Origin of the sequence: Lentibacillus sp. L22, from assembly GCF_040812445.1 — a bacterium.
GTDB classification, from domain to species: domain Bacteria; phylum Bacillota; class Bacilli; order Bacillales; family Amphibacillaceae; genus Lentibacillus_C; species Lentibacillus_C daqui.
Window position 1 is genome coordinate 1 of record NZ_JBFNXI010000034.1, and the last position, 25,039, is coordinate 25,039.

Consider the following 25,039-nt stretch of genomic DNA (forward strand, 5'->3'; position numbering starts at 1 on the left):
ATTTATTTAGCACCATTACCATATTTACCTATCAATATCAACCATTGGTTTTGGTGTTGACCCATGATTACATAGCAAAATTTCGTGTTTAGCAGACTCAACCCGTCCTCTGCCCCACCAAGCCATTATTTTTCTCTGCCAAGCCGCTCCATTGCCATCTCTTTCAGCCGGAATTTTTGCACTTTACTTGTACTTGTCAACGGCCAGTCGGATGCCTCGATGAACCAGACATGGCGCGGGATTTTGAAACGTGCAACCCGGGATGCGCACCAGTCAATAATGTCACGGCGCACACAGGATTCGCCTGGTTTTAATTCAATAAATGCCGCACCAGCCTCTGTTGTGATTTGATCCGGGACACCGACGATAAACACTTGATTAACAGCCGGATGCTCAGCAATCACTTCCTCCACTTCACGCGGTGCCACCAATTCGCCCGAGACTTTGTATAAATCATTCGTGCGCCCCAGCACTTCTATATAGCCAAATTCATCAATCTGCCCGATATCGCCAGTGCGCAACCAGCCGTCCTTGTCGATTGCACGAGCCGTCTCATCTGGTTTATTATAATAACCATGTGTCACGGTACAGCCCCTGACAGCGAGTGCGCCAATCGAACCGGTCGTGACATCTTCTCCTGTTTCTGGATCAATCGTCTTATACTCCACGACACTCCCGTGAAATTCAGGCTGGCCACAGACACCGCCAAGTTTCGGGCGTCCAACCCTCGTGGCGATCCGTTCAATCGGGTCACCCATCTCAGTGGTCACACCGGATGAGGTTACTTCCGTCTGCCCATAACCAGTACAAATTTCCGTTAAACCAAGCGTCTTTACCGCGTTTTCCCATACATGAATCGGAGCTGGAGCCGCGCCACACCACATGGCAAATAAAGATGATAAATCAAATTCCGACACCCGTGGCTCGTTCAATAACGGCACAAGCATGGATGGGACACATAAAAAATCGTTTGCTTGATAGGCTTCCATCTTTTTTAACGCCGACAATGGTGTGAAACGAGCATCCGAAACAAGCGCGCCACCAACAAAGGACATCGCCAGTAACCCTTCAATAATGGCAAAACAATGGTAAAACGGCAGCGGAGCAAATGTCACCCGGCCATCCTCAATCGCCCGACTTAAGCACGTGCTGTATGAAGAGCGCAACAAATGGTCATGTGTCAGCATCACTCCCTTGGGCTTGCCAGTCGACCCCGAAGTATACATGATCATCGCCACTTCATCCGGATATTCCGATGCACCCCTCCGTTGTTCCAATTCCGTATTCGAAACAGCAATAGATTTAGAACAGAAGAAATGCCAATCCAGGAACCGATCATCATCAATACGATCCACCGTCTCCATGCAAAAGACCTGTTCCAGCAAGCTTTCTTCCCTAAACGTCGGATCATCCAAAAGCTGACTGACCATTTCCGCATAATCTGTACCCTTTATCGTTTCATGCATGATAAGAAAACGCGAATCGGACTGTCGCAAAATATAGGAAAGCTCTTCTTTGGTCAACATCGTATTGATTGGGATAAAAACAGCCCCGACCAATGACGCAGCAATCATCAATGATGGATACACTGCATCGTTTTCCATTAGTACTGCAATATGATCCCGGCGTTTTACACCAAAGTGCAGGAAAGATTTAGCATAGACACGCGCATTTTCCCACACTTCCTGATAGGTTACCTGTGTATCTTCTATGTAAACAAAAGGGCGATCCGGATATGTCCGACATGCTTTGGAAAAATGTGTTGCAAGCGTATTACGTGGCCATACCGGAAATCGTTCTTCAAGTGCCTCCCGTCTTTGTGCGATGGTAAAATCTCTGCCAATTTTCTCTTTTCTCATAGGACATCCCCTTTCAAAGCGTAAGAAGAACTGGTATCTATAATTATTATACGGTTTTTTTGTTTGACGGAAAACTATTATGGGTCGCATGCTGGTCAACATGAGCGAAAGAGACAGAACATATGGCACAGACGTTATTTGCATATCCATTTGGCTACACCTATTAATACCTCAAACAGATTTTGCTTATCATTACAGAAATTTTGCTAGCGTATCCAGAAAAAGCGATATTGGCTGTTAACAACCAATATCGCTTTTACATTTATTCATAATCCCACTTTTTCAATATGAAGGAAGCTTTACCATCATTTGCAAAAATCGATGTCCCTATGCTGTCTTGTTTGGGAAAAATTCTTGAGGTAAAGATACTTTCTCCCTTGTTAACAAAAATCTCAACCGAAGACGTATCCATGAAAATTCGAAATGAAACGGACTTTTCACGATAAGCGGTTCTTCGGATGGTTCCGTATTCTGTGGCCACTGGAACACCGGATTTCGTGCGGTCAAATACAAGTTTTTCTTTTTCCAAATCTAAGTAAAGCACTGTTTCTTCACCTTCACCAACCCGGAGTTTAATGCCGGCCGTACCTTTTTCAGCGGTAATATCGCAAATCAGTTCAAACGTTTTGCCTGAAAATTGGTCAAGCACTACTTCCTGCTGGGTTAACGTGTCCTGCCACTCGATCATGTTTTTCCTTTTTTGTGCCAACTCTTTAACTGGATGTTGGTAAAGCTTGCCGTCTTTAACCTGGAGCTCTCTTGGAATCGTTAAACAATTGGCCCACATGTCACCGTCGGAGGGATAAGCTGTATCAGGCAGCCCCATCCAGCCTATTAAAATTCTGCGGCCATCTGGTAAAGCTGTTGTCTGCGGTGCATAAAAATCAAAACCGGCATCGAGTTCTTGAAATTCACTGCCATGAAAGCGCCTCTCTTGCAAATCAAGCTTGCCGACAAAACATCCGGAATTATGGACATTGTGATAATGATCTCCATCCGGCTCAAGCCCTTGTGGCGAAATCAGCAGAACATCTTCACCACCGATCCGAAACATATCCGGACACTCCCACATATAGCCAAATTGCTGCCGATCTGTTTGCAACTCGCCTTGAAATTCCCATTTTAATAAATCATCTGATCGATAAAGCAGCACACAGCCAGTATGATTCTCTCTTTCAGCACCAACAATCATGTAATATCCATCTTCTGTCTGCCAAACTTTTGGATCCCTGAAGTTGTCAGTATATCCGTTCGGTTGTCCGGTGATAAGCGGTTTTTCCAGCTTTGTCAGTTCATTTCCGGCATTCATCACAGCAAGACACTGAGAAGCATAACGATTCCAGTTTTCATCACGTTTGTTACCAGTATAAAATAAGTAAAGCAAATCATCTTTTACAATGCCAGATCCGGAAAAAATACCATGACTTTCATGATCATATTCAGGCGAAATTGCAACGCCATGATCCACCCAGTTTACCAGATCTTCCGACTCCACCTGATACCAGTGCTTCATCCCGTGAACAGCTCCAAATGGGAACCACTGGTAGAATAAATAATACTTCCCATTATAAAAAGTAAATCCATTCGGGTCATTTAATAGTCCATACGGTGGCTGAATATGAAAATGCTGTCGCCATATGCTGCTTTCAACATTTTCAAGAAGTGTCTTTTCCTCCAATGCTGTAATTGTCCTGTAATTTCGATATCGCATTTCCTTTGTCCATAACATCACTTGTGAAACTACCTCTTTCATGATTCTGTTTTTGCTAACGGTTTTGTATTAACCAACTTATTCTCTTTCTTCGGTTCCTTACTATCCACTCGCAATTCTTTTGGAACCGCAAATAGTGTTGTTAAAATAAACGTAAAAACGAAGGTAGCAATCCCGACAATGATATACGTGATAAATTGGTAACCGCTGTAAATGTACATTAATGGTGATAGAATAACAGCCAGACCATAAGAATTGGCTTGAACATGGAGTATTGATAAAACAGCCCCGCCAAGCGCCGAACCAAGCAGCATCATCGTCAGCGGTCTTGTTCCGTAACGAAGCGTAACCCCGAAAAGAGCGGGCTCGCTAACACCAAGAAGTTGAGTAATACCGGCACTTGTTCCCATAACTTTGACACTGCCCTTTTTACTGCGAAGGCTAATTGCAAAACAAACAGCGGCATTGGCAAATCCATACATCGCACATAATGTTATTAACGGATTAAATCCGGTTGAACCAAGCAGTGTTGTTTCAATCATCAAGAATAAGTGGTGCATTCCTGTCATGACAGCCAGCGGATAAATCAAACCAATAATAAACCCACCAATTCCAAATGGCACATGAATCAAAGCATTCACGACATAAACGAGACCGTTTTCAACAAAATGAAGTAATGGCCCGAGAACTAAAAGTCCGCCAACAAGCCCAATAACGATGACAAAAAAAGGTGTAAACATCAGATCAAGTGAATCCGGCATTTTAGCTCTTAATTTCTTTTCAATTTTGGCACCCATAATACCAACGACAAGCGCGGTCAAAACACTACCCTGATATCCGACTATCGGGATAAAACCAAACGCCATAATTGGGTTTACACCTGAATTGGGATCAGCAACTTCATAAGCATTTGGCAGATCAGGTGATACAAGCATTAGGCCGATTACAAAACCAATAATAGGGGTGCCCCCGAATTTCTTAAAGGCTGACCAGCAAATTAAAGCCGGTAAGAAAGCAAACACAGTATCCGTTAGAATGGTAATGAGTGTCATGATATAATCAGGTATGGCATCAAGGCTTGTTCCAAAAAAGCCCAAAACGGATTCGTTCAACAGTACACCTTTTAAACCAAGAAACAGACCTGTTGCCACAATACCTGGAATAATGGGAATGAAGACATCTGCCAAGGTACGGACTCCTCTTTTTATCTTTCCACCTTGGGGTTTATCAGATTCCTCGTTATGCGTCCGTTCTTCCATCTCGTTATCATTATCTATCATACTATCATAGACTTTGTTGACAATCCCCGTTCCCAGAATAACCTGATATTGACCGGCGTTATAGAAAACCCCTTTTACTTCATCAACATTTTCAACGGCTTCCGTGTCAATTTGATCCTTATTCTTTACAACAAAGCGTAATCTCGTTGCACAATGTGTCATGGACTGGATATTATCTTTACCGATAATCGTGATAATTTCTTCGCCTATTCGTTTATATTTATCTTTTGCCACGCTAATCACTCCTTTTCTACTCAAAAAGTATTCCTTGGTAAGGTTCCAGTACAACTTCATTTCCCGAAATAAACGGCTTGTTATAGCTGCATAGGTGAACATTCTGAATAAAATGATCCAACTTAACAGTCACTTTTTTATCACTTAAGTTCGTCAAGATAAATATTTTTTTATCTTTGCTTTCTCGGGTATAGGCAATAACCTCATCTGGAACATCCTCTATTTGCTGAATAGTACCCAATCTTAAGGCCTCACTTAATTCGCCTGCTTGTCTCAGCTGAATCATTTGTTGATAAAAACCAAATACGCTGTTATTTTCGGCATTTATTTCCGGATATTCTTCTGTCATGGCAAGCCAAGGTGTTCTACTTGTAAAACCACCGTATTGCTCATTATTCCACGGGAAAGGTGTTCTTGTATTGTCCCTACTGCGAAGATTAACAAAATGAAGTGCCTCCGCTTCCGTAAAACCTTCTTGAATCGAACGATGATAATTATCGACACTGGAAATATCGTTAAACGAAGTAATACTCGTTCGGGTAAAATTCTTCATTCCCAGTTCCTGCCCTTGATAAATAAATGGGGTACCACGCAGGAAAAAATACATCATTCCTAATGTTTTAGCTGTTTCTGCCGTTTGCCATTTCTCTTCCTTTATCATTTTAGACAGTGCTCGCGGTTGATCATGGTTTTCAATAAAATTCGCACCCCATCCGGAAACTTGAATGGCATGTTGCGACCGGAAAAGCAGTTCCTTAAATTCCTTTACTGTCCAGTTTGTTCTTTTAAACCAGTCAGAACCAGATTCAACATCAATATCAGCATAGTGGAAGTCAAAAATCATTGAGAAATAGCCGTCTTCACCAATAAAATTGTTATAGTCATTGTAGTCTACACCCGGTGCTTCGCCGATTGTTACTGCATCAAATTTAGCAAAAGTATTCTCCTTTAATTCTTTTAAAAACACTTCAATTCCCGGACGATTCCGAGTCTTAAATTTGCATGAAACCAGCCCGTCCACACCATCTGCAGGAAGACTTGCATAATCACTGTCTTTTTTAATAAAAGTAATGGAATCAATCCGGAAGCCAGCAACACCTTTTTCAAGCCAGCGATTAATCATCGCGTATAATTCCCTGCGCATTTCTTTGTTTTCCCAATTTAAATCGGGCTGTTTTTTATCAAATACATGTAAATAGTACATTTCTTCACCTGGGACTTGCTCCCAAACTGAACCACCGAAGACTGATCGCCAATTGTTCGGTGGATTCCCATCTTTTCCGGGTTTAAAAATATAATAATTACGGTACTTGCTATGTGGATTGTTTAGAGCCTCCTTAAACCAAGGATGTTCATCAGACGTATGATTGATCACCAAGTCCAAAATCAGTTTCATGCCTCTTTTATTCGCTTCTTTTAAAAGTTCATCAAAATCAGCCATCGTTCCGAATTCAGGATTTATTTCTTCATAATCAGCAATGTCATAACCATTATCAATCATCGGCGATTTAAAGATCGGACAAATCCAAATCATGGTCACGCCGAGACGCTTCAAGTAATCCAGTTTTGCTGTAATTCCTTTCAAATCTCCTATTCCATCTCCATTTGTATCATAAAAGCTTTTTGGATAAATTTGATAAACAATTTCATCCTGCCACCATTTCTTCTCCATTAATTTACACTCCCTGTTGTAACTCTACTGATTTTGGTGTTATGGAATCGATTCCACATTTATTATTTTACGGAACCGATTCCGTAAAATATATTTTTAGTCTAGCAGAGAAAAATTGATTTTGTCAACGCTTTCTTTCATAAAAATTTGGTATCCAATCTTAATGACCTTCTTTTGTACCTCTTTCCCAGTAAGCATGACAACATTTTTGGCAGCAATACTTCCGGCATGCTTATAATCATATTGAATCGTCGTCAGGCTTGGACTTAAGTAGTTCGAAATTTGGTGGCCGCCAAATCCTGTAATTGAGATATCTTCTGGAATACGCAGTTTCTTGTTATGAATCGCATTCATTGCACCGATAGCGATGTTATCTGTCGCGCAAATGAGAAGCTCAGGCTGTTTTTCTTCTAATAATTCAGCCGTTTTTTGCTTGGCACTTTCAATGGAGAAGTCCGTATAATAAGTTGTGATTCTGCTGTGTTTCCCTTGTTTCAAGCGGTCGATAAAACCGTTTTTACGCAAAAGCCCCACAGCTTCATCATCTTCAGTTACACCAAGATAGGCAATTTCAGAAAAATCATATGTCGCTAGTTGGCTGGCTAAATCATACGCTGCCTCATAATCTTTATAAATAATGCAGTTAAGATTTTCAGCGTATTGACCAATAACAATCACAGGAACATCTATTAAATAAATCGTTGATATATGTTCTTCAGACAGATTAGTAGCAAGAAATATGATACCTGATACCTTCAATTTGGCGAGGCGTTTCAGGTATTCAATTTCACTTTTAGCATTCATATTGGTATTTTCGATTAAAATATTATAATTTAACCGCTTAAGTTCTTCATCTATCCCCTGTAAGGTTGTTGTTACAGAATAAGAATCGAACCTTGGAATAATGACACCAACTGTTCGATTACTTTCGGAGCGAAGACTTTGCGCATATGAATTAGGAATATATTCAAATTCTTTAATTGCTGCTTCGATTTTTTCTTTTGTCCGTTCACTGACATAGCCATTATTTAAATATCTAGAGACGGTGCTTTTGGCAACCCCGGCTTTATTGGAAATATCACTAATCGTAGCCATTGTAACCTCCCTTTCACAGATTGAAGTCATCTAATATATCATTATATAGAATAATTCCTGGTTTTTCATTCATAATGGGTACATGGTAATACATAAAGCAGCCTTCCCGCACTATTTATAAAAGAGCATACGTGATACATGCTCTCTCTTTATATTAATCATCACTCAAATTCATATAAAAATTTTATCGAATGATTCAGTGGATCCTTCATTTTTAAAAACGGCTTCTCCTTATCTTCCAAGGTAAATATCCCATTAATAAGTGGTTTTACATCAATTATAGCTTCTTCGATATACTGTAATCCAGCTGACCATTCATATCCCGGGAATGGGGTGGAATATGACATCCAGGATCCTCTTATTTCAATCTCTTTTCTTAAAATTTGCTCAAATACTTTTGGCGAAAAATCTACTTCATTATTTGCGGTGCCAATATAAACGACTTTTCCAATATGATCAACAATTTCAATACTTTGGACTTGTGTTTGTGCAACCCCAGCAGTTTCAAATACAATTTCTGGTTTTTTATGATTGGAAAAGTACTCATTTAAATCTACTTCGTTCGAATTAATAGTATTTGTTGCACCCAATTTATTGGCCACAGCCAATTTTTCAGAGTTTAAATCTATCACAGTAATATTACCTGCACCCCTTGCTTTTAAAACTAAGAGTGTCATCATTCCAATCGTTCCAGCACCAAAAATTACTGCCTCACTACCGGCGCAAAAATGCACCCTCTCGACACCGTGCAACGCAACCGTTAAAGGTTCTATAAGGGCTGCTTCCTTCATACTAACCTTATCCGGAATAGAAAGAAGATTTCTTTCATCAACAGCAACATATTCGGCCATTGCACCATTCTGTCTTGAGCCTATAAAACCGTATTGACTACAATGAGCAGGCCTCCCATGTTTACAATTTTCACAATGACCACAAGGAACTAATGGTGCCACCGCCACGCGATCTCCAGCAGAAAATGAATGTACATTTTTCCCTATTTCTTCAATTACTCCTGAAAACTCATGACCTAATATTAAGGGAAAGTAATGCACTTTCCCTTTAAAATAGCGGTCCAAATCAGAACCACAGACTCCACAGTAGGATACTTTTACAAGTACTTGATTATCGGATATAGTTGGTTTTTTTATATCTCTTATTTTAAATGTTTGTTTATCTTCTAATGAAAGTGCCTTCATTCAGATTCATCTCCAATTGCATTTTCGAAATAAATTTTATTTCGCTTAAACTGAATATACGTGAATATAATGGACAAAACATACAGGCCACCAATGATTATTAATGGAACGATATGCTCTAACGAAAATAATTCGCTTAAAACAAAAGTTATCGGACTACCACCTTGGTCTAATGAAGCAACCTGACCGCCTTCCACGGATCCTGCTTGTTGCGCAAGTTTTGTGTGTAAACCTATCGTCATATTCGCAATCCAAATGGTAATAATCATAATGAACGTTCCGGAGAAAAGTGTTCTGAACAGATTCCCTTTATGAATACCTACAGCCATGGAGATAAAGAATCCGATTGTTGCCAAATCTCCAAATGGCAGTACTTCATTTCCAGGCATAAGGACAGCTATAATTAAGGTTAACGGAACAAATATTAAACTAGCGGCTACAACTTGCGAATTTCCCAATAACAGCGCCGGATCAAGCCCAATATAGTATTCTTGACCCTTGAAACGTTTATCTAGAATACCTCGGGCTGCATCTGCTATTGGCATTAGACCTTCCATAATAAATTTAACTACAGTTGGCATAAGAACCATAACCGCACCCATTTGAATGGCTAATTGTAAAATTTCCGAAACGGGATAACCAGCAAGAAATCCAATTACTACACCTAGAACTGCACCAATAACTACAGGTTCACCAATCACCCCAAACTTTTCTTCAATTTTATTAGAATTAATATCTATCTTCTTTATGAAAGGTATCTTATCCATAATCGCATCAATGACAACTGCAAATGGTGCCGACCATGTGCCACTGCCATGGGGTATAGCGATTCCTTCTAAGCCAAAATGATTTTTCGTAACCGGTGCAAACCAGTCACCAAGCTTATAAACAAAAGCTGCATGAATGACAACTCCTAATATACCTATCCAAAAGCTATTCGTAACCAAATATAAAATAGCTCCAGTGAAAGTCATATGCCAAATATTCCAAATATCCACGTTTACAACCCGAGTCATTTTAAAAACCAGCATTAGAATATTTACCAAAATAGCTATAGGAATTGCTATTGTACCAATTGTCGAGGCCCAAGCCATTGGCGACGACCCAGGCCAACCTACATCAACAACGGATAATCCTAAGTTAAATCTTTCAGCCATATCTTCTGCTGCGGGTCCTAAATTATCTGTTAACAACCCAATAACTAAGTTGACCCCAACAAATCCCACTCCGACCATAATGCCGGCACGAAGAGATTTCCCTAGACCTTGCCGTAGAATTAATCCCAAGATTAAAATAACCAGGGGTAACATAACTGTTGGACCAAGATCTAGAATATAATCAATAACAGCCATTTTTATCTCCCCTAATACCTTATTTTAAATTATCAAGTACTTGTTGATCTGTTTTATCGATACCTACTCCGGAGATATATGCTATTCCATGGATAACTGGTACACCATAATCACGATCTACTTTTGCTGTTGTGACAATTAAATCAGCACTATCGGCTTTGGATGACAGTTCGCTAACCCGACATTGCTGCACATCCGCGTCAATGTTATTTTCCTTTAACAAATCTTTTATTTTGTTTGCCGCTACTGTAGATGTTGCTACAGCTCCACCACATGCCACTAATACTTTTTTCATTTCTCTTCCTCCTTCACGTGATTCAGTTTCTCAACCATAATCTTATAAACTTCATTTCTATCAGAAGCGTTCATTATTTTCTCTACAAATGATACATCCTGGATCATTTGAATAATGTTTTGTAATGCCTTTAAATGCTCATTACCATTGGCAAAACAGAGCAAGATCACTAGTTTTACATCCATCACATCTTCTGCCGAACCGCCCATCACACCAAATTTAACTGGATTCTCCAATGTCATAATACCAATTTTATTCCTCCGGACGTAACTTGCGTCTGTGTGTGGAATCGCAATGCCGACAGGTTCTACTGGGACACCAGTGGAAAATTCTTTTTCCCTGCTCAACAATCCTTCAATATAATCATCATTTGCATATCCTTTTTTAATCATAGTAGATCCCATTTTCTCAAAGACATCTGAATAACTTGAGGCATTCGCATTCGTAAAAATCAGGTCTAAGTCTAATAGATTATTCAACGTTTTCGCTCCCTTCCGCAGTTACTACAAATACGTTTTCCACTTTGGTTTCCAAATTTTTTAATGTTGCTAAATCTGTCTTGTCGTCCGTTATTAGAACATTGATATCATCTAACGAAGCAACTTGATTCATTGCAACCGTATTAAATTTTGAGTAATCTGCCATCATGATGCTCATTTTGGAATGTTGTATCATCAATTTGGAAATATCTGATTCACCCATATGAAAATTCGTTAAACCGGCCTCAGGATCAACACCACCAATTCCAAAGAAGCCTTTATCAACGTACAAATTTTGCAATACACGATGTGCAATAGGTCCATACAGTGATTTTTCATTTTTACGAATGGAGCCACCGATGAGTACAATTTCAAAGTCCGTAAAATTGCTTAACTCAATTGCTATTGGCAACGATGCGGTGATAATCGTTAAATCTTCCATGGCCAAAATTTCATTCACAAAATAGGAAGCAGTAGTTCCATAATCAATATATATGGTATCCCCATTTGAGACGAAATCAGCCGCTTTTTTTGCTATACAACGTTTTTCACTATCATTTATATTTTTCCTGTTTAAATAATCGGTTTCATGATTAGCCTTGGATAATATCGCCCCACCATGAACTTTTTGAATTAATCCCTGCTCTTCCATGTCATATAGGTCTTTACGAATGGTTTCCCTTGATACATCAAAAGACTTTGTTAGTTGTGATATTTTAACTGATCTTGTTTCATACAACATTTTTAATATTTCACTTTGCCTTTCATGTGGGAGCAATCTTAATCACCGTTCCTTTCTCGGTTGCAATCGTTTTCTATACATAGAATAAACCAAATGATAAATAAATGCAATATATTTATTTGCATTTCATATCTTAATGCAAATTTTATATTTGCGTTTAGGTTGGATTTAAACTATTATGTAAGCATAAGGAAATAAAAACATGCAAAATTAAATTTTTTCATTAATGGGGGAATTATTATTGATACATGTAGTTTGTCCAAATCCAGCTCTTGATCGAACCATTTTTTTAAATGAATTTAAACCAAATAACGTCAATAGGTCTAATTTGTCAATAGATCTACTTGGTGGAAAAGGCTTTAATGTTATACGTTCTTTTCTGATACAAGATCAACCCTCTTTTGTTGTGCATAGTTTTTTAGGAGGTTACACGGGGGATTATTTGCGAACTCTTATTTCTAGAAATGGGATAAAAAATATAACTACTCAAATAAAAGGGACGAGTAGAATTTGCTCTATTATAGTTGATGAGAAACTGAACCAAGCTCACGTCATTAATGAAGGTGGCCCAAGCATCCAGGAAGAGGAGAAGCAGGAGTTTACTGATAATCTATTAAACAAAGTTAAACCAGATGACTTTGTTATATTTTCTGGATCCCTTCCACAAGGATTAGAAGAAGACTTTTACTATTCCTTAATCAGTCAATTACAGCACGTGGGGGCTAAATGTATTTTGGATAGTAGCGGAAACTATCTTGATGAGGGAGTAAAGGCAAACCCATGGTTAGTTAAAGTAAACGAACAAGAATTTTTTGAACTCATAGGCAAGTCTGAGGATGCAATAATTAATAGCAACCTAGCAGATGAACTAAAAAATATTGAACTATCTTCACACGTTGTTGTTACGCTTGGTAGTGAGGGCTGTATAGCAAAATTGGACAATACTTTGTATCAAGTATCATTACCGAAAATAAAAGCTAAAAACCCTACCGCATCTGGAGATATATTTTTGGGTGCTTTAATAAAAGCAATTGCAAATGGAGAGTCACCCGTTAAGGCATTAAGAATGGCCAGTACCTACTCATTATCCAACTGTTTATATTGGTATCCGAACATTGCCATCTCGGATGTGGAGTCTTACAAAAACCATATAAAAATTTTTACTATTGGAGGCTAAAATTATGAAACTATCGCCCGGAAAACAAAAAGGTCTAGAGCATATTTCGAATGCAAATAATATTATTCTGGCAACAGCCATGGACCAAAGAGGCTCACTAGGAAAAATGATCCGCTCATTGAATGAAAATATCACGTATGAAAATGGATTACGTGCATTTAAACAAGGGGTTAGTGAGGTATTAGGTAATCAATCATCATCCTTACTTCTTGATCCGGAATATGGATGGGATGCCGCAGAAAAGCTAAACAAAGAAATTGGTCTGATCATGGCCTATGAAAAAACTGGCTATGATGCAACAGAGAAAGGACGCTTACCAAATTTAGTAGATCATTATTCTGTCCAAGATCTGGTCAAAGCGGGCGCCAATGCTGTGAAATTACTTGTTTATTATGATCACAAAGAAGATGAAGAAATTAATCAAACAAAGAAAACATTGATCAAACGTGTAGGTGATGAGTGTAAACAAAATGATGTCCTATTCATTTTGGAGCCCGTTTCATACAGTTCTGAGGGACTTGATTCCAAAGGTAGCGAATTTGTCAAGAAAAAACCTGCAATTGTGGAATATTTTATGGTAGAATTCTCAAAGGAAATATACGGTATTGATGTATTAAAAGTAGAAGTACCAGTTCCAATATTCCATATTGAAGGCTACAATCAATACAATAATTATGACCCGATTTTCAGTAAAGATGAGGCAGCAAAACTTTATCGTTCCTGTTCAGAAAAAAGTCGCCTCCCATTTATTTATTTAAGTGGTGGGGTAACAAACGAACAATTTATCGACACGTTACACTTTGCCAAAGAAGCCGGAGCCAAGTTTAGTGGTAGCTTATGTGGACGAGCAATATGGAAAGAGGGAGTTGAACCATTTGCTAAAGAAGGCAAGGATGCTTATTATGAATGGTTAAAAACAACAGGATCTAAAAACCTGAATAAAGTGATGGATACCATTAAGGAGACGGCAACGCCTTGGTCGTGAGGTATGGGATAAGCTTGTCCGGTTTCTAAGTCTCTTTTTATTATATAAAGGATGAACAGAGGGATGTTTGATCTTCATATCGAACATCCCCGAGTTTTCGCTCAAGTAACTCTTCTCCAGTCTTCATTTTTTTATAATCCAGTTCGTTTATTGATCGAATTCGGTACAAGTTCAATCGAGTAAAGCAAGAAGGTTGATCAAGCTAAGTATAAAATTAATAATGGAGGCAGTTTCCGTTAGTTAATAAATGTATTAACGGAAACTGCCTCTGATAAAATCACCCTTCAATTTCAATTTCCAGCTGATACCTTTCCTCACCCAGACCGCACATCCGTCATATCCCTCACGCCATTACTCAGCATATAAAATCCTAAAACAATCATTGTAATGGTAATTCCCGGTGCCAGGGCATACCAAGGGCTCGTGCTTAAGTACTCTTGGGATTCCTTAAGCATATAGCCCAAACTCGGGTCTGGAGGCTGTACGCCAAGACCTAAATAGCTTAATGATGCTTCTGCCAATAGAGCGATGGCAAAAGCTACGGAACCAGCAACAATGAGCGGAGAATAAATATTTGGCAAGATTTCTCTGAACACAATTTTAACCGGGTGTAAACCAATGGACTTTGCCGCTTCCACATACTCCAATTCTTTTTGTTGCATAAAACCGCTTCGTGCAATTCTGGCGATACCAGGGGTTGCCAAAATCCCGAGTGCAATGGATGTATTCAGAATACCCGTTCCAAAAACTGCCACAATCATGATTGCTAGAATGATTCCCGGAAATGCCATGAGTCCATCAATACACCGCATCATAATTTCATCGATCCAGCCACCCTTATAGCCAGCAATTCCGCCAATGAGAGTTCCTAGAATGAGTCCCATGGTAACTACAATTGCCCCGACCAAAAATCCGGTTTGCGTACCAACCATGACCCGGCTTAAAATATCCCTGCCAAATTTATCGGTGCCAAACCAATGCGTGGCACTAGGGCCCTGTAGTTTATCACTCACATGCATCGCGTTCACATCATAGGGCGTATAAAAAAAGCTGATGATCATCAAACATATAAAGAAAAGAAGAATACTGCCGCCAAATATAAGGTTAACGTTCCTGAATTTCTTTCGCATAACTACAATCTCCTACCTTAAGCGAATCCTGGGATCTAAGATGGAATAACAGATGTCTACCAAAAAATTGGTGATAACGACAACAAATGCGATATACAGTACAACCCCTTCTATCACGGGGAAATCGCGGTAATTGACCGAGGTGATTAGCAACCGGCCAATACCTGGGAGCGAGAATACTTGTTCCACGACAATCGTTCCTGCAACAACTTCCGCAATAATCAAGCCAAACACTGTCAAAATAGGAATCATGGCATTTTTTAGCACATGCTTATAAAGGATAATTTTTTCCGAAATCCCTTTACTCCGGATGGTGCGCACATAATCTAATTTTGATTGCACTAAAATCGCATTCCGAATATAGCGAAAACTGATAGCAATTTGCGGGATGGCTATGGTAAGTGCTGGCAGGAACAAGGAGCGCAGAGCACCCGAAACACTCTCGCTCCAGGGCACATATCCACCCGTAGCAAACAGCTGAAAGGTGATACCAAACAGTAAAATGAATAGTATCCCAACGAAGAAACTGGGAACCGCCATCCCGAGCTGTGTAAATGATGACAGGAATAAGTCACTGGCCTTATTCTCCCGTTTGGCGGTGTAAATGCCAAGCGGGATGGAGACAATAACGACAATCATGAGCGACATAAATGAAAGCGACAGAGTAACCGGCAACCGCTCCATGATCAAATCCAATACCGGCCGGGAAAATCGCAATGACGTTCCCATATCTCCTTGTAAAAAGCCTGCTACCAAATGGAGATATTGTCTATATTTAGGCTCATCCAAACCAAGTTGCTTCGTCATTGTTTCAATCTGCGCCTCATCAGCATCCGGCCCCAGCATCACCCTTACAGGATCCCCCGGCAGAATTTGAAAAACAAGAAACGTAATCAAGGAGATCAGGACAAGTGTTGCAAACAATAAAATAAATCGTCGAATAACATAGGCCACCGATTACCCCTCCCTTCTAAAATATAATTTGGTGATAGTCCTGTTGTTAGGTTGATGTTTCTTAGAATTAGGTTGATGCGCACAGCCCCAGAATCGATATTTTCTCAAATTCCGTAGATGCCCGCTTTTCCATGGTCGATGTTTCTCTGTATTCGGTTGATGTTCACAAATTCTTGGTCGATGTTTCCATGAATTCGGTTGATGACCGCATTTCCTCGGTCGATATTTCTTTCCATCCGGTTGATATCCACCATCTCCCGGTCGATGTTTCCTCAAATTTGGTTGATGCCTGCATCCCGGCTGGTACACACATCCTTCCAGACAGGTTTATTTTGGTTTGATTTCTGACATGTCCAGGTAGAAGATCGGGTATTTTTTAAAACCTTCCAAGTTATGCAGTCCCCATAGTGTTTGATAATCACAGATAAAGACAGCTGCTGCTTGTTCAGTCAGGATTTCCTGGGCTTGTTTGTACATATCGATACGTTTTTCTTCGGATGGTTCAACCAATGCATCGTCCATGAGCTGGTCATATTCCGGATTGTCAAAATTCGTGAGGTTTCGGCTGCTTAACTTGGATGAGTAGCGTCCCAAAATTTCATACGGATCGAGTTTCCCGGTAAAGTCAATTAAGGTCATGTCATATTGTTTATCCGTATACACATTCTCCAACCATGTTGCCCATTCAACCACTTTGATCTCCACATTAATACCTATTTTTTTCAATTGTTCAGCAACCACTTGAGCTGACTCCGAATACACATCATTATGGGATGAAACAGTTAAGGTAGTTGAAAAACCATCCGGATAACCCGCTTCAGCCAACAGCTTTTTCGCTTTATCCACATCGTAATCATAGTAATCTACCAAATCTTCCTTATAATATGCCCCCATTGCCGGACTCATATTGGAACCAACCTTCGTGGCATGCCCGGAGAATGTTGCCTCGATGATTTGATCCTTATCAATCGCATAATTGAGCGCCTGTCGTACTTTCACATCATTAAATGGTTTTTCCGCATTATTAAGACCCAATAAAAACACCGAGTTATTGTTTTGCTCAATAATGGAATAATCGTCACCTAACTCTGCGGTCTTATGCTCCGGTACATCGGATATATCAATTTGGCCGGATTGCAAATTTAAGAATGCCGATGAATCATCAACCTGGAATGCAAACGTGACCTTGTCCAAATATGGGATGCCATCTTTCCAGTAATCATCGAATTTTTCCAATACCAGATTATTTTCCGGATTGTATTCCACAAATTTGAATGGACCTGTTCCAATCGGGCTATCATTATGGTGTTCCTCATTGGCTTTTGGAATAATGGCAGCATTTTTTCCTGTGAGCTTATTCAAAAAACTTGAATTTGGTTGTTTCAACTTAATGACGACTGTTTTATCATCGGGTGTATCAACCTTTTTGATATCGGTAAAATCCTCTGATAACGGTTCTCCTGTTTCTTTTCCGGTGATGCGATTAAATGAATAGACGACATCTTCCGCGGTAACCGGTTCATTATTATGAAATTTCACGCCATCACGTAATGTAAATGTATAGATAAGTCCATCATCCGACACCTCATATTTCTCAGCAATGCCGGGTTCCACGCCACCTTCTGTCGTTGGGTTCATCAAACCTTCAAAAACATTCAGCATCATACGGTCGGTAATCGATGCCTCGGCCTTATGCGGGTCAAGAAAATCCGGGTCACTGTTAATGCGAACCGTGATTTCTTTTTTCTTGCTTGCATCGCCACCACTTTCCTTACTCGAACAGCCACTAATCATGAAACAAAAAAGAAGTATCCCGATCAATAGCATCACGTTTTTCCGCTGCAAGGTCAACACCTCTTATTTTTCAATTTTTTTGCCTGCTATCAATACGTTGCAGTCAGCCATGTTCACTCGTTCTGTTGTGCTTACAATCATTTACCGTTTCCATCTCTTAATCATGATAGTGTTCAGACAATCGTATACAGGCTATTTAAAAATCTACTTCACATCTTGATACGACGGAATTCCGGGAATACCTTCTGCATGTTTGATGGCACTAACGATGGCTTGTTCCATTGCTTTTGCCGCCATCGTGCCAATGAGGTCAGTTGTTACCCGTTTGCCACCGGTTGCCAGGACAAAAATGGTGTCGCCGTCTTGCATGGTATGTACCGGGAAAATCGTTCTCGCATAGCCATTGTGAGCCATTTGCGCCACTTTCCTTGCTTGTGCTTTTGTCAGTTCAGCATTGACAGCAATCACCCCAATTGTCGTGTTCGCACCTGGCAAGATACTTTGTCTTGAATGATGCTGCATAAATTCCAGACTGTCGATGAGCTTTTCTTCCTTCCTGTCATACGGTCCGGCAAGTATCTCGCCAGTTTCTGGGTCGCGCACATCACCGAAAGCATTGACAGCAACAACAGCACCGACAACGACGCCATCACCCAAATCGATAGAAGCCGTACCAAGTCCACCTTTCATGCAGTTTTCAAGACCAGTAATTTTGCCCACCGTTGCACCACATCCAGCGCCAACATTCCCCTCGGAAAAATCATGGATCGCAGCTTTTTTTGCCGCCTGATAACCCATTTGTTTGTCTGGGCGGATATTCCCATTGCCAACGGGTAAATCAAATAAAGCAGCGGCAGGTACAATCGGAACTTTTGCAACCCCAACGTCAAGACCAATATCATGTTCCTCTAAATACTGCATGACTCCTGATGCGGCATCGAGTCCGAATGCACTGCCACCGGTTAAAACAATCCCATGCACCTCATTAACCGTGTTTACAGGATCCAGCAAATCAGTTTCCTTGGTCCCTGGTGCAGAACCCCTAACTTCAACACCGGCACATGCACCGTTTTCCGTTAAGACGACGGTACAGCCTGTGACTGCATCAGTATTTTCTATATGACCAACCTTTATCCCTGGAACATCGATGATGCTTCCTTTTTTCATTGGGCAACCTTCTCCTTTTTCGTTTCTGATTTTTTATTGTGCAGATGACAGGCAACCGAACGACCTGTTCCGATGCCTTGGAGCACTGGTCTTTGCTGTTTACAAATATCCATTGCCAGCGGACATCTTGTCTGAAACGCACATCCCGATGGCGGGTTCGCTGGACTTGGCACTTCTCCATCCACCCCGGCAACTCCTCCAAGCGAACGTAAAGATGACTATTTACAGCCCCATGTCCACCCAGTGGAGGCAAGCGCTATCTTTCCGTGGTAAATTTCCTTGGCCTGATGCAATAAATCTTGATGGTCTCCATAATGCGGCAAGTGGGTTAACAGCAGCTCCGATACGTCGGCATCATTTGCCAATTGCCCAACATCCACGCTATTCATATGACCCATTGGCAAACCATCCTGTTCCTGGTACAAACTGCATTCACTAATCAGCAAATCCGCCCCCTTGGAAAACGCAACAAGTTCGGGGAACATACTTGTATCCGCTGTATATACAACAACCGTATCTCCCGCTGTAATCCGCATGGCATAACAAGTAACCGGATGCTTGGTTTCGATAAATTCAATCATGAACGGACCAATTTTTAACGTCTGATCCGGATCATAAGCAATCCCTGTTGTCGCGTTTTTATATGTAAGATGGTTAAACTTGTCGCTGTCCAGGGCATGCCCGTATATTGGGAGACTTTCCATATTCGATTTAAGATATGTCTTCACCAGCCGACCGAATTGTAGCGGACCAATATCTGCCACATGGTCGTGATGATAATGGGAGAGTAGCACCGCATCAAGCTCCTCCACATTGATAAAAGCCTGCAATTGAGCAAGTACGCCACTGCCACAGTCAAGTAATAAATGGAAACCATCATGTTGCAACAGATAGCCTGATGTTGCCTCTTTTACTCCGGGAAAACCGCCCCAATAACCAATTACTGTTACTTTCAAGATGCATTCTCCTTTGCTTATGTTACGTATATTTTATCCCTTGACAGCCAGTTCGTCCACCAAAATTCGTTCCCATTTTCAAATTTTCAGTCGAAAGTGGTACACAATTACAATCCATAGAAATGTGGAAAATCCCGATACAGCAGTGCGCATGATATCACTGTATATAAAAAACAGCGAAATTCCAAAAAGGAAAGGTGCACATTGTCATGCACACCTTAAAAGTTTGGGCTGTTGATTAGCACTGTTTCCCTCATGAAATTTGCCGGTGATTCACTTTTTAGTAGTTTCCATGTCATCATTTTTCATTGTAAGAAATATGAGCGTTCCCAAAAGAAATAACGTTACTCTTGTAGCATCGGGAATTCCGTTCCAGTCCGCATTCATCCACATACCGAACCATTCGCCTGCAATAGCCTGAAACCCCAGGAACCATAGGGCAAGGCCTGCCGTTAAACCAATCATACCCCATAATTTTGACTGATGAAAAGCTGCTGGATCACTTTTAAGATGTCGCAGCATGTTAATTCCACCTACCCAACAACTCACCATAATGAAAGCCTCAATCAAAATAATGAGAATATAACCAATGTGATGTATGGTTTCGTTTGTGATGGCTCGATACATAATATCATCGTTAAATGTCTCATCCATGCTTAACACATGCGTTACAAATTCAAAGTTGGTGTAGTAGTCAGTAACATTGCCCAAAACAACAAGTGTTGCAAAAACAGCAAAAGATAAAACCAAAACACTTTTCGATATTCTAATACCGAGACCAAAAGTGAACCTTCTCATATCCATTCCCCCATTTCACTTTAATGGGTATTCAACAGATAACTTGTCCTAGTACAGAAATACAAATGTGGATTTGGCGGCGCGCCTTGCCACTAAAGGGGAACAACTAATGCGGATTATAAAAAGACAGCCCTTATCAGTTGAATTTTAACCGGGCGACCTTTTTGTTAAGGTATATTTAAAAATACATTTAAACGGATTACAATTCATATATGGATGGCTATTATTAGATGTTGGTCTTTGGATGGCATCTTTTTTATCAGACATCTATTTCATGGGGGGTTAACCTGTGGGTCAGTTTAGGATAAGTACCTTTTTAAGATATACACACTTTCTTCTTACAAATTTCTATAAATTTGTCCTCTATTTCCTATTCTTACTACATAAACAATTAGTTCATCATCAAAGATTTCATAAATAATCCTTATATCTCCTAACCGTTTGCGATATAAGTTGTAATTCGTTAATTTTTTAATGTTAGATGCCTGTAGCGGGCTTTCTGCGATTTCTAACAATGCATTGGTCACTCTCTTTTTATTCTTTGGATCTAACTTTTTTACAAACTTGGAGGCATCTCTACTTAATTCTAATCGAAACATTAGTCAGATTCCTCCAATTCCTTTAATAATGTATCAAGTGAAACAGTCCTTCCCTCCTCAAATTCCTTCCTAGCGCGCCTTATGTCCGCTATCTCCTCATCCGTTAGTGGCTCGTCATCTTCCGGTATCATTTCTAGGATAAGCTTCTCAAATTCACTTAATTTTTCTGCCGGAACGGTCTCAATAAATCTTTTAATTACCTCTCTTTTCATCGCCATTTTTATCACTCCTTGCAGTTATTATAGCACAGTTTATGAATATTTTCCCTCACTAAATACCGAGCATCGGAAAAGCCTTCAGTTTTTCCTAAGTTTGGCTACAAAAATCTCCAAATACAGTCATAGCAAGGATTTAGGGCTTTAACACAAATATTGTAATCCTAAATCGTGATTTTAGCCATTTTAAAACTGGTGTGACAGGCTTTATAAAGTCTTTTTTGTTTGGGACTACAAACCTTTATTGATATGGAAAAGCACTGTCATATCAGTAACTAGAAAATGTCACCACCAAACTCGGCTATTTACAAAACTTAATAAATTGCTGTCACTACATTAACTACAATCGAGTTATCCAACTCTTTAGTAACTATCAAATTGACAACTCATTTCTCGTACATGAGCCACAAGAAAGGTCCTGTTCCTTTTTTCCTTGAAGTGCTACACTTAAGATATGTCTAACACGTCTTTTCAAGGAGGGCTTTCATGAAGAAGATGAGCTTTGCCATCGCGGCGTTCATAGCGTTTGTTATTGCATGCTGCGCTAAGATTTATCGGGAAACACATTATTTCAAACTTAAGCGGGTTACATTTAACAGCAGTAAACTTCCAGCGGGATCCAGCTTTACGATTTTGCAAATGACCGACCTGCATAACCACAATTTTGGATCCAACAATGAAACATTGATCCATACCATTAAATCATCCAACGCTGACATTATTGTGTTGACTGGCGACGTGATTGATAGAACAACGAAGAATTTAAAATATGTTTTTTCGTTAATCGATGAGCTGACTGCAATCAATCAGAATGTTTTCTTTGTATCTGGCAACCATGAGTGGGCAAATGCACTTTCAGAAGAATTTTTCAATGGTCTGCACGAACGTGGCGTTATTATCCTGGATAATCAGAACACGCAAATCACAAAGGATATGATGACCCTTCATATAGCTGGCGTCGGTGATGCTTCAACAGAACATGAAGATCTCCATCAAGCCTTTCATCAAATTGGCGATGATTACTATACCATTTTGCTGTCTCATTCACCCGACATTACCGAAACTTATTATGCTATACCGGCCGATCTGATTTTGAGCGGGCATACGCATGGGGGACAGGTTCGTTTTCCTTTTATCGGGGCATTGGTGGCACCAGGTCAGGGATTTTTCCCGAAACGTACGAAAGGAACATACACAATTGAGCCGAATCGGTATCTGTATATTGACAGCGGGCTTGGCACGACCAGACTGCCAGTGCGATTTTTAAACCAAAGTCAGTTGAGTTTAATTACGATCGTTGGAAGTAAATGAGGGATATGAAAGAAAAGTAAACATTAGGAAAACAATGGGGACAAAGCATTTCCGGCCTTTTCCAAATAATAACTTTTTAAAAAGGACCTGCATCCTGAATCGATGCAAGTCCATATTTCCCTTATCTCACAAATGTAAAGACTTCATTAGCAATATCTGTGTTCTCAATCAAACCGGAAAAACGCTCACTATGTGGTCCATATGCGTAGACTGGTACATCAACACCAGTATGTCCGCCTGTTGTAAATCCAATGCCCGCTCGTTCATTAAATACATCTGAAATGGCTTGGTGCAGTGTATCAACGTCTTCCGTAGCAGCAGCTTTTTTCACATCTGTTAATTCCGTATCAGTTAAGTCAAATGTTACATATTTATTGAGAATATATTCAACCGATGCTCCATCAATTATTTGTTCAGCCATATACTCCGGGGTACGTTTTGCTGCTTTAATTGCCTCCGTATCAAAATTATAGTCCCCGTCGCGCCCTATCGATAAACCACCTGTCGAGTGATCTGCTGTCATGATGACTTGGGTATCACCATGCTCCTTTGCGTATGCAATGGCAGCTTGAAACGCTTTTGCGAAATCATCCATTTCACTCATAACACTCACCGCATCATTATCATGTCCGCCCCAGTCGATCTGACTACCTTCAACCATTAGGAAAAAGCCATCCTCATTCTTGTTTAATTGCTTTAGTGCTGCATTTGTCATTTCAGCCAGCGAAGGCGTGGACGGTTCACGATCAATCGCCTTCTTCATTCCTACTTGGGCGAATAAACCTAGTAATCTTGCATTCTTGTTATTATTCATATCTTCAGCGGTGGTAACGTAATGGTAACCATCGTTTTTAAACTCGTTAATTAAATTGCGGTCGTCTCGATCAAAGTTATCTACCCCACCGCCAAGCATAACATCTATCTTATGTTTCCCATCGATCATCTCATCATAATAATCATCTGCAATTTCATCATAATTATCTCGTGATTCGTTATGTGCACCAAAGGCTCCAGGTGTAGCATGGGTAATCTGTGATGTCGATACCAATCCTGTAGATTTTCCATTCTTTTTCGCTGCCTCTAATACGGTTTCCACTGGTTGTTCATTCTTATCAACGGAAATAGCACCATTATATGTTTTGATTCCTGCTGCCATAGCGGTTGCGGCCGCAGCTGAGTCGGTTACATTTTCGTCCTTATCATTGGAGTATGTTTTAGCCATCCCTGTTAAATACTGATCAAAAACGGTTTCTTCCATTTGTTGAGTGGAAGGATTATCTTTCATGTAACGGTATGCTGTTGTATAAGATGGTCCCATTCCGTCTCCAATTAATACAATTACATTTTTAACTTTTTCATTGTCTGGTGATGTATCGTCTGCTTTACTACTAACTGCATCTGAAGTTAACCCGCTTATTCCGATTATTCCGCCGACAGCAAGGATACAAATAACAATAACTACCCATACTTTATTTCGCATGAACATCCTCCTTCGAACTTATAATTGTAATTCTATTATAAGTTATGATTCTATTAATGGAAATAGTAAGTAAGTTGCAATTTTTTGATTTTTCTTGTTGATTTTTGGGGCATTAAGGCTGGGTAAAAATGAACACACTTTGTCGAACGGACTTTAACTAAGGAACAATATTTATGAACGATTGATAAGCATTCTCTATTATACTCATCTCAACGAGGCTTTTCTCTAAATTCCCTATCCTCTTACCTATGCTTTATTTTTTGAAATGCATATGTAACTGTGCAAGGATCGACAGGGAATTTCGTTAGCACCATTTGCCGATAGAAAGACTAGTAAGAAAGATATTAGAATAACAAGCAGCAGACAAGATCGTTATAGGAGGAGGACGGACGCTACTTAAAAAAATCAGGACAATCAATCAAATCCTAACGAAGGGTGGGGATATCTATCAAAACAATTGATATGATTTTAAACGATTTTTTTGCAAGAACAGCATAATCGATTAAAAGAAAAAACATACCGCGATTATGAAGACGTGATCGACTTGTTCCGGGATTA

General features: G+C 40.0%; 24 protein-coding genes. 3 read left to right on the plus strand and 21 right to left on the minus strand.

The features are described from left to right. Positions 1 to 125: 125 nt before the first annotated feature. The 10 genes from ABRT01_RS13395 to ABRT01_RS13440 all read right to left on the minus strand — a co-directional run bounded on the left by ABRT01_RS13395 (position 126) and on the right by ABRT01_RS13440 (position 11,951). The gene (locus ABRT01_RS13395) at positions 126 to 1,859 is read right to left on the minus strand and encodes a class I adenylate-forming enzyme family protein (protein ID WP_367747797.1); all 1,734 of its coding nucleotides are present in this window, start codon (positions 1,857 to 1,859) and stop codon (positions 126 to 128) included. Positions 1,860 to 2,121: 262 nt separating this feature from the next. Continuing rightward, complete coding sequence (locus ABRT01_RS13400) at positions 2,122 to 3,588, minus strand: glycoside hydrolase family 32 protein (RefSeq protein WP_367747852.1); 1,467 nt, start codon at positions 3,586 to 3,588, stop codon at positions 2,122 to 2,124. Between the two features lie 20 nt (positions 3,589 to 3,608). Further along, a complete protein-coding gene (locus tag ABRT01_RS13405) occupies positions 3,609 to 5,084 on the minus strand; it encodes a PTS transporter subunit EIIC (RefSeq protein WP_367747800.1) in 1,476 nt (491 codons plus the stop codon). A gap of 16 nt (positions 5,085 to 5,100) precedes the next feature. Then, on the minus strand, positions 5,101 to 6,756 hold the full coding sequence (locus ABRT01_RS13410; RefSeq protein WP_367747803.1) for a glycoside hydrolase family 13 protein: 1,656 nt from the start codon (positions 6,754 to 6,756) through the stop codon (positions 5,101 to 5,103). A gap of 96 nt (positions 6,757 to 6,852) precedes the next feature. Continuing rightward, on the minus strand, positions 6,853 to 7,851 hold the full coding sequence (locus ABRT01_RS13415; RefSeq protein ID WP_367747806.1) for a LacI family DNA-binding transcriptional regulator: 999 nt from the start codon (positions 7,849 to 7,851) through the stop codon (positions 6,853 to 6,855). A 161-nt stretch (positions 7,852 to 8,012) separates the two neighbouring features. Beyond that, a complete protein-coding gene (locus tag ABRT01_RS13420) occupies positions 8,013 to 9,047 on the minus strand; it encodes a galactitol-1-phosphate 5-dehydrogenase (protein ID WP_367747809.1) in 1,035 nt (344 codons plus the stop codon). After that, positions 9,044 to 10,399 (minus strand): PTS galactitol transporter subunit IIC, encoded by a 1,356-nt coding sequence (locus tag ABRT01_RS13425; protein WP_367747812.1) that lies wholly within the window; start codon positions 10,397 to 10,399, stop codon positions 9,044 to 9,046. Before ABRT01_RS13425 ends, ABRT01_RS13420 begins: the two co-directional genes overlap by 4 nt. A 19-nt stretch (positions 10,400 to 10,418) precedes the next feature. Beyond that, positions 10,419 to 10,694: a PTS galactitol transporter subunit IIB gene (gatB, locus tag ABRT01_RS13430; protein ID WP_367747815.1), complete on the minus strand. Its 276-nt coding sequence runs from the start codon at positions 10,692 to 10,694 to the stop codon at positions 10,419 to 10,421. Beyond that, positions 10,691 to 11,173 (minus strand): PTS sugar transporter subunit IIA, encoded by a 483-nt coding sequence (locus tag ABRT01_RS13435; RefSeq protein ID WP_367747818.1) that lies wholly within the window; start codon positions 11,171 to 11,173, stop codon positions 10,691 to 10,693. The genes gatB and ABRT01_RS13435 overlap by 4 nt, the downstream gene beginning before the upstream one ends. Further along, positions 11,166 to 11,951 carry a DeoR/GlpR family DNA-binding transcription regulator gene (locus tag ABRT01_RS13440; RefSeq protein ID WP_367747821.1) on the minus strand — a complete coding sequence of 262 codons (786 nt, stop codon included), beginning with the start codon at positions 11,949 to 11,951 and terminating at the stop codon, positions 11,166 to 11,168. The genes ABRT01_RS13435 and ABRT01_RS13440 overlap by 8 nt, the downstream gene beginning before the upstream one ends. A 205-nt stretch (positions 11,952 to 12,156) precedes the next feature. Between ABRT01_RS13440 and ABRT01_RS13445 the strand changes: the two genes are divergently transcribed. Together ABRT01_RS13445 and ABRT01_RS13450 are read left to right on the plus strand one after the other, a co-directional pair. Beyond that, complete coding sequence (locus ABRT01_RS13445; protein ID WP_367747824.1) at positions 12,157 to 13,092, plus strand: 1-phosphofructokinase family hexose kinase; 936 nt, start codon at positions 12,157 to 12,159, stop codon at positions 13,090 to 13,092. Positions 13,093 to 13,096: 4 nt separating this feature from the next. Further along, positions 13,097 to 14,077 (plus strand): tagatose 1,6-diphosphate aldolase, encoded by a 981-nt coding sequence (locus tag ABRT01_RS13450; RefSeq protein ID WP_367747827.1) that lies wholly within the window; start codon positions 13,097 to 13,099, stop codon positions 14,075 to 14,077. A 314-nt stretch (positions 14,078 to 14,391) separates the two neighbouring features. On the opposite strand, the gene ABRT01_RS13455 is transcribed toward ABRT01_RS13450, so the two are convergent. The 10 genes from ABRT01_RS13455 to ABRT01_RS13500 form a co-directional block, all read right to left on the minus strand. Continuing rightward, complete coding sequence (locus ABRT01_RS13455; protein WP_367747829.1) at positions 14,392 to 15,207, minus strand: ABC transporter permease; 816 nt, start codon at positions 15,205 to 15,207, stop codon at positions 14,392 to 14,394. Positions 15,208 to 15,219: 12 nt separating this feature from the next. Further along, positions 15,220 to 16,161 (minus strand): ABC transporter permease, encoded by a 942-nt coding sequence (locus ABRT01_RS13460; RefSeq protein WP_269410228.1) that lies wholly within the window; start codon positions 16,159 to 16,161, stop codon positions 15,220 to 15,222. Positions 16,162 to 16,324: 163 nt separating this feature from the next. Next, complete coding sequence (locus tag ABRT01_RS13465; RefSeq protein ID WP_269410229.1) at positions 16,325 to 16,474, minus strand: hypothetical protein; 150 nt, start codon at positions 16,472 to 16,474, stop codon at positions 16,325 to 16,327. Between the two features lie 14 nt (positions 16,475 to 16,488). Next, positions 16,489 to 18,015: an ABC transporter substrate-binding protein gene (locus ABRT01_RS13470; RefSeq protein ID WP_439649409.1), complete on the minus strand. Its 1,527-nt coding sequence runs from the start codon at positions 18,013 to 18,015 to the stop codon at positions 16,489 to 16,491. Between the two features lie 144 nt (positions 18,016 to 18,159). Beyond that, positions 18,160 to 19,122, minus strand: a complete 963-nt coding sequence (locus ABRT01_RS13475; protein ID WP_269410231.1) for a P1 family peptidase — start codon at positions 19,120 to 19,122, stop codon at positions 18,160 to 18,162. After that, the gene (locus tag ABRT01_RS13480; RefSeq protein ID WP_367747834.1) at positions 19,119 to 19,307 is read right to left on the minus strand and encodes an oligopeptide/dipeptide ABC transporter ATP-binding protein; all 189 of its coding nucleotides are present in this window, start codon (positions 19,305 to 19,307) and stop codon (positions 19,119 to 19,121) included. The genes ABRT01_RS13475 and ABRT01_RS13480 overlap by 4 nt, the downstream gene beginning before the upstream one ends. A gap of 33 nt (positions 19,308 to 19,340) precedes the next feature. Next, the gene (locus tag ABRT01_RS13485; protein WP_269410232.1) at positions 19,341 to 20,078 is read right to left on the minus strand and encodes an MBL fold metallo-hydrolase; all 738 of its coding nucleotides are present in this window, start codon (positions 20,076 to 20,078) and stop codon (positions 19,341 to 19,343) included. 273 nt (positions 20,079 to 20,351) lie between these two features. Next, on the minus strand, positions 20,352 to 20,882 hold the full coding sequence (locus tag ABRT01_RS13490) for a DUF2165 family protein (RefSeq protein WP_367747837.1): 531 nt from the start codon (positions 20,880 to 20,882) through the stop codon (positions 20,352 to 20,354). A gap of 332 nt (positions 20,883 to 21,214) precedes the next feature. Then, positions 21,215 to 21,475, minus strand: a complete 261-nt coding sequence (locus ABRT01_RS13495; RefSeq protein WP_367747840.1) for a type II toxin-antitoxin system RelE family toxin — start codon at positions 21,473 to 21,475, stop codon at positions 21,215 to 21,217. Continuing rightward, positions 21,475 to 21,693 carry a hypothetical protein gene (locus ABRT01_RS13500; RefSeq protein WP_367747843.1) on the minus strand — a complete coding sequence of 73 codons (219 nt, stop codon included), beginning with the start codon at positions 21,691 to 21,693 and terminating at the stop codon, positions 21,475 to 21,477. The genes ABRT01_RS13495 and ABRT01_RS13500 overlap by 1 nt, the downstream gene beginning before the upstream one ends. 483 nt (positions 21,694 to 22,176) lie before the next feature. Here ABRT01_RS13500 and ABRT01_RS13505 point away from each other — a divergent pair, with 483 nt between their 5' ends. Continuing rightward, on the plus strand, positions 22,177 to 23,001 hold the full coding sequence (locus ABRT01_RS13505) for a metallophosphoesterase (protein ID WP_367747846.1): 825 nt from the start codon (positions 22,177 to 22,179) through the stop codon (positions 22,999 to 23,001). 121 nt (positions 23,002 to 23,122) lie between these two features. On the opposite strand, the gene ABRT01_RS13510 is transcribed toward ABRT01_RS13505, so the two are convergent. Then, positions 23,123 to 24,487, minus strand: coding sequence for an alkaline phosphatase (locus ABRT01_RS13510; protein WP_439649410.1), 1,365 nt, complete (start codon positions 24,485 to 24,487; stop codon positions 23,123 to 23,125). Positions 24,488 to 25,039 lie beyond the last annotated feature (552 nt).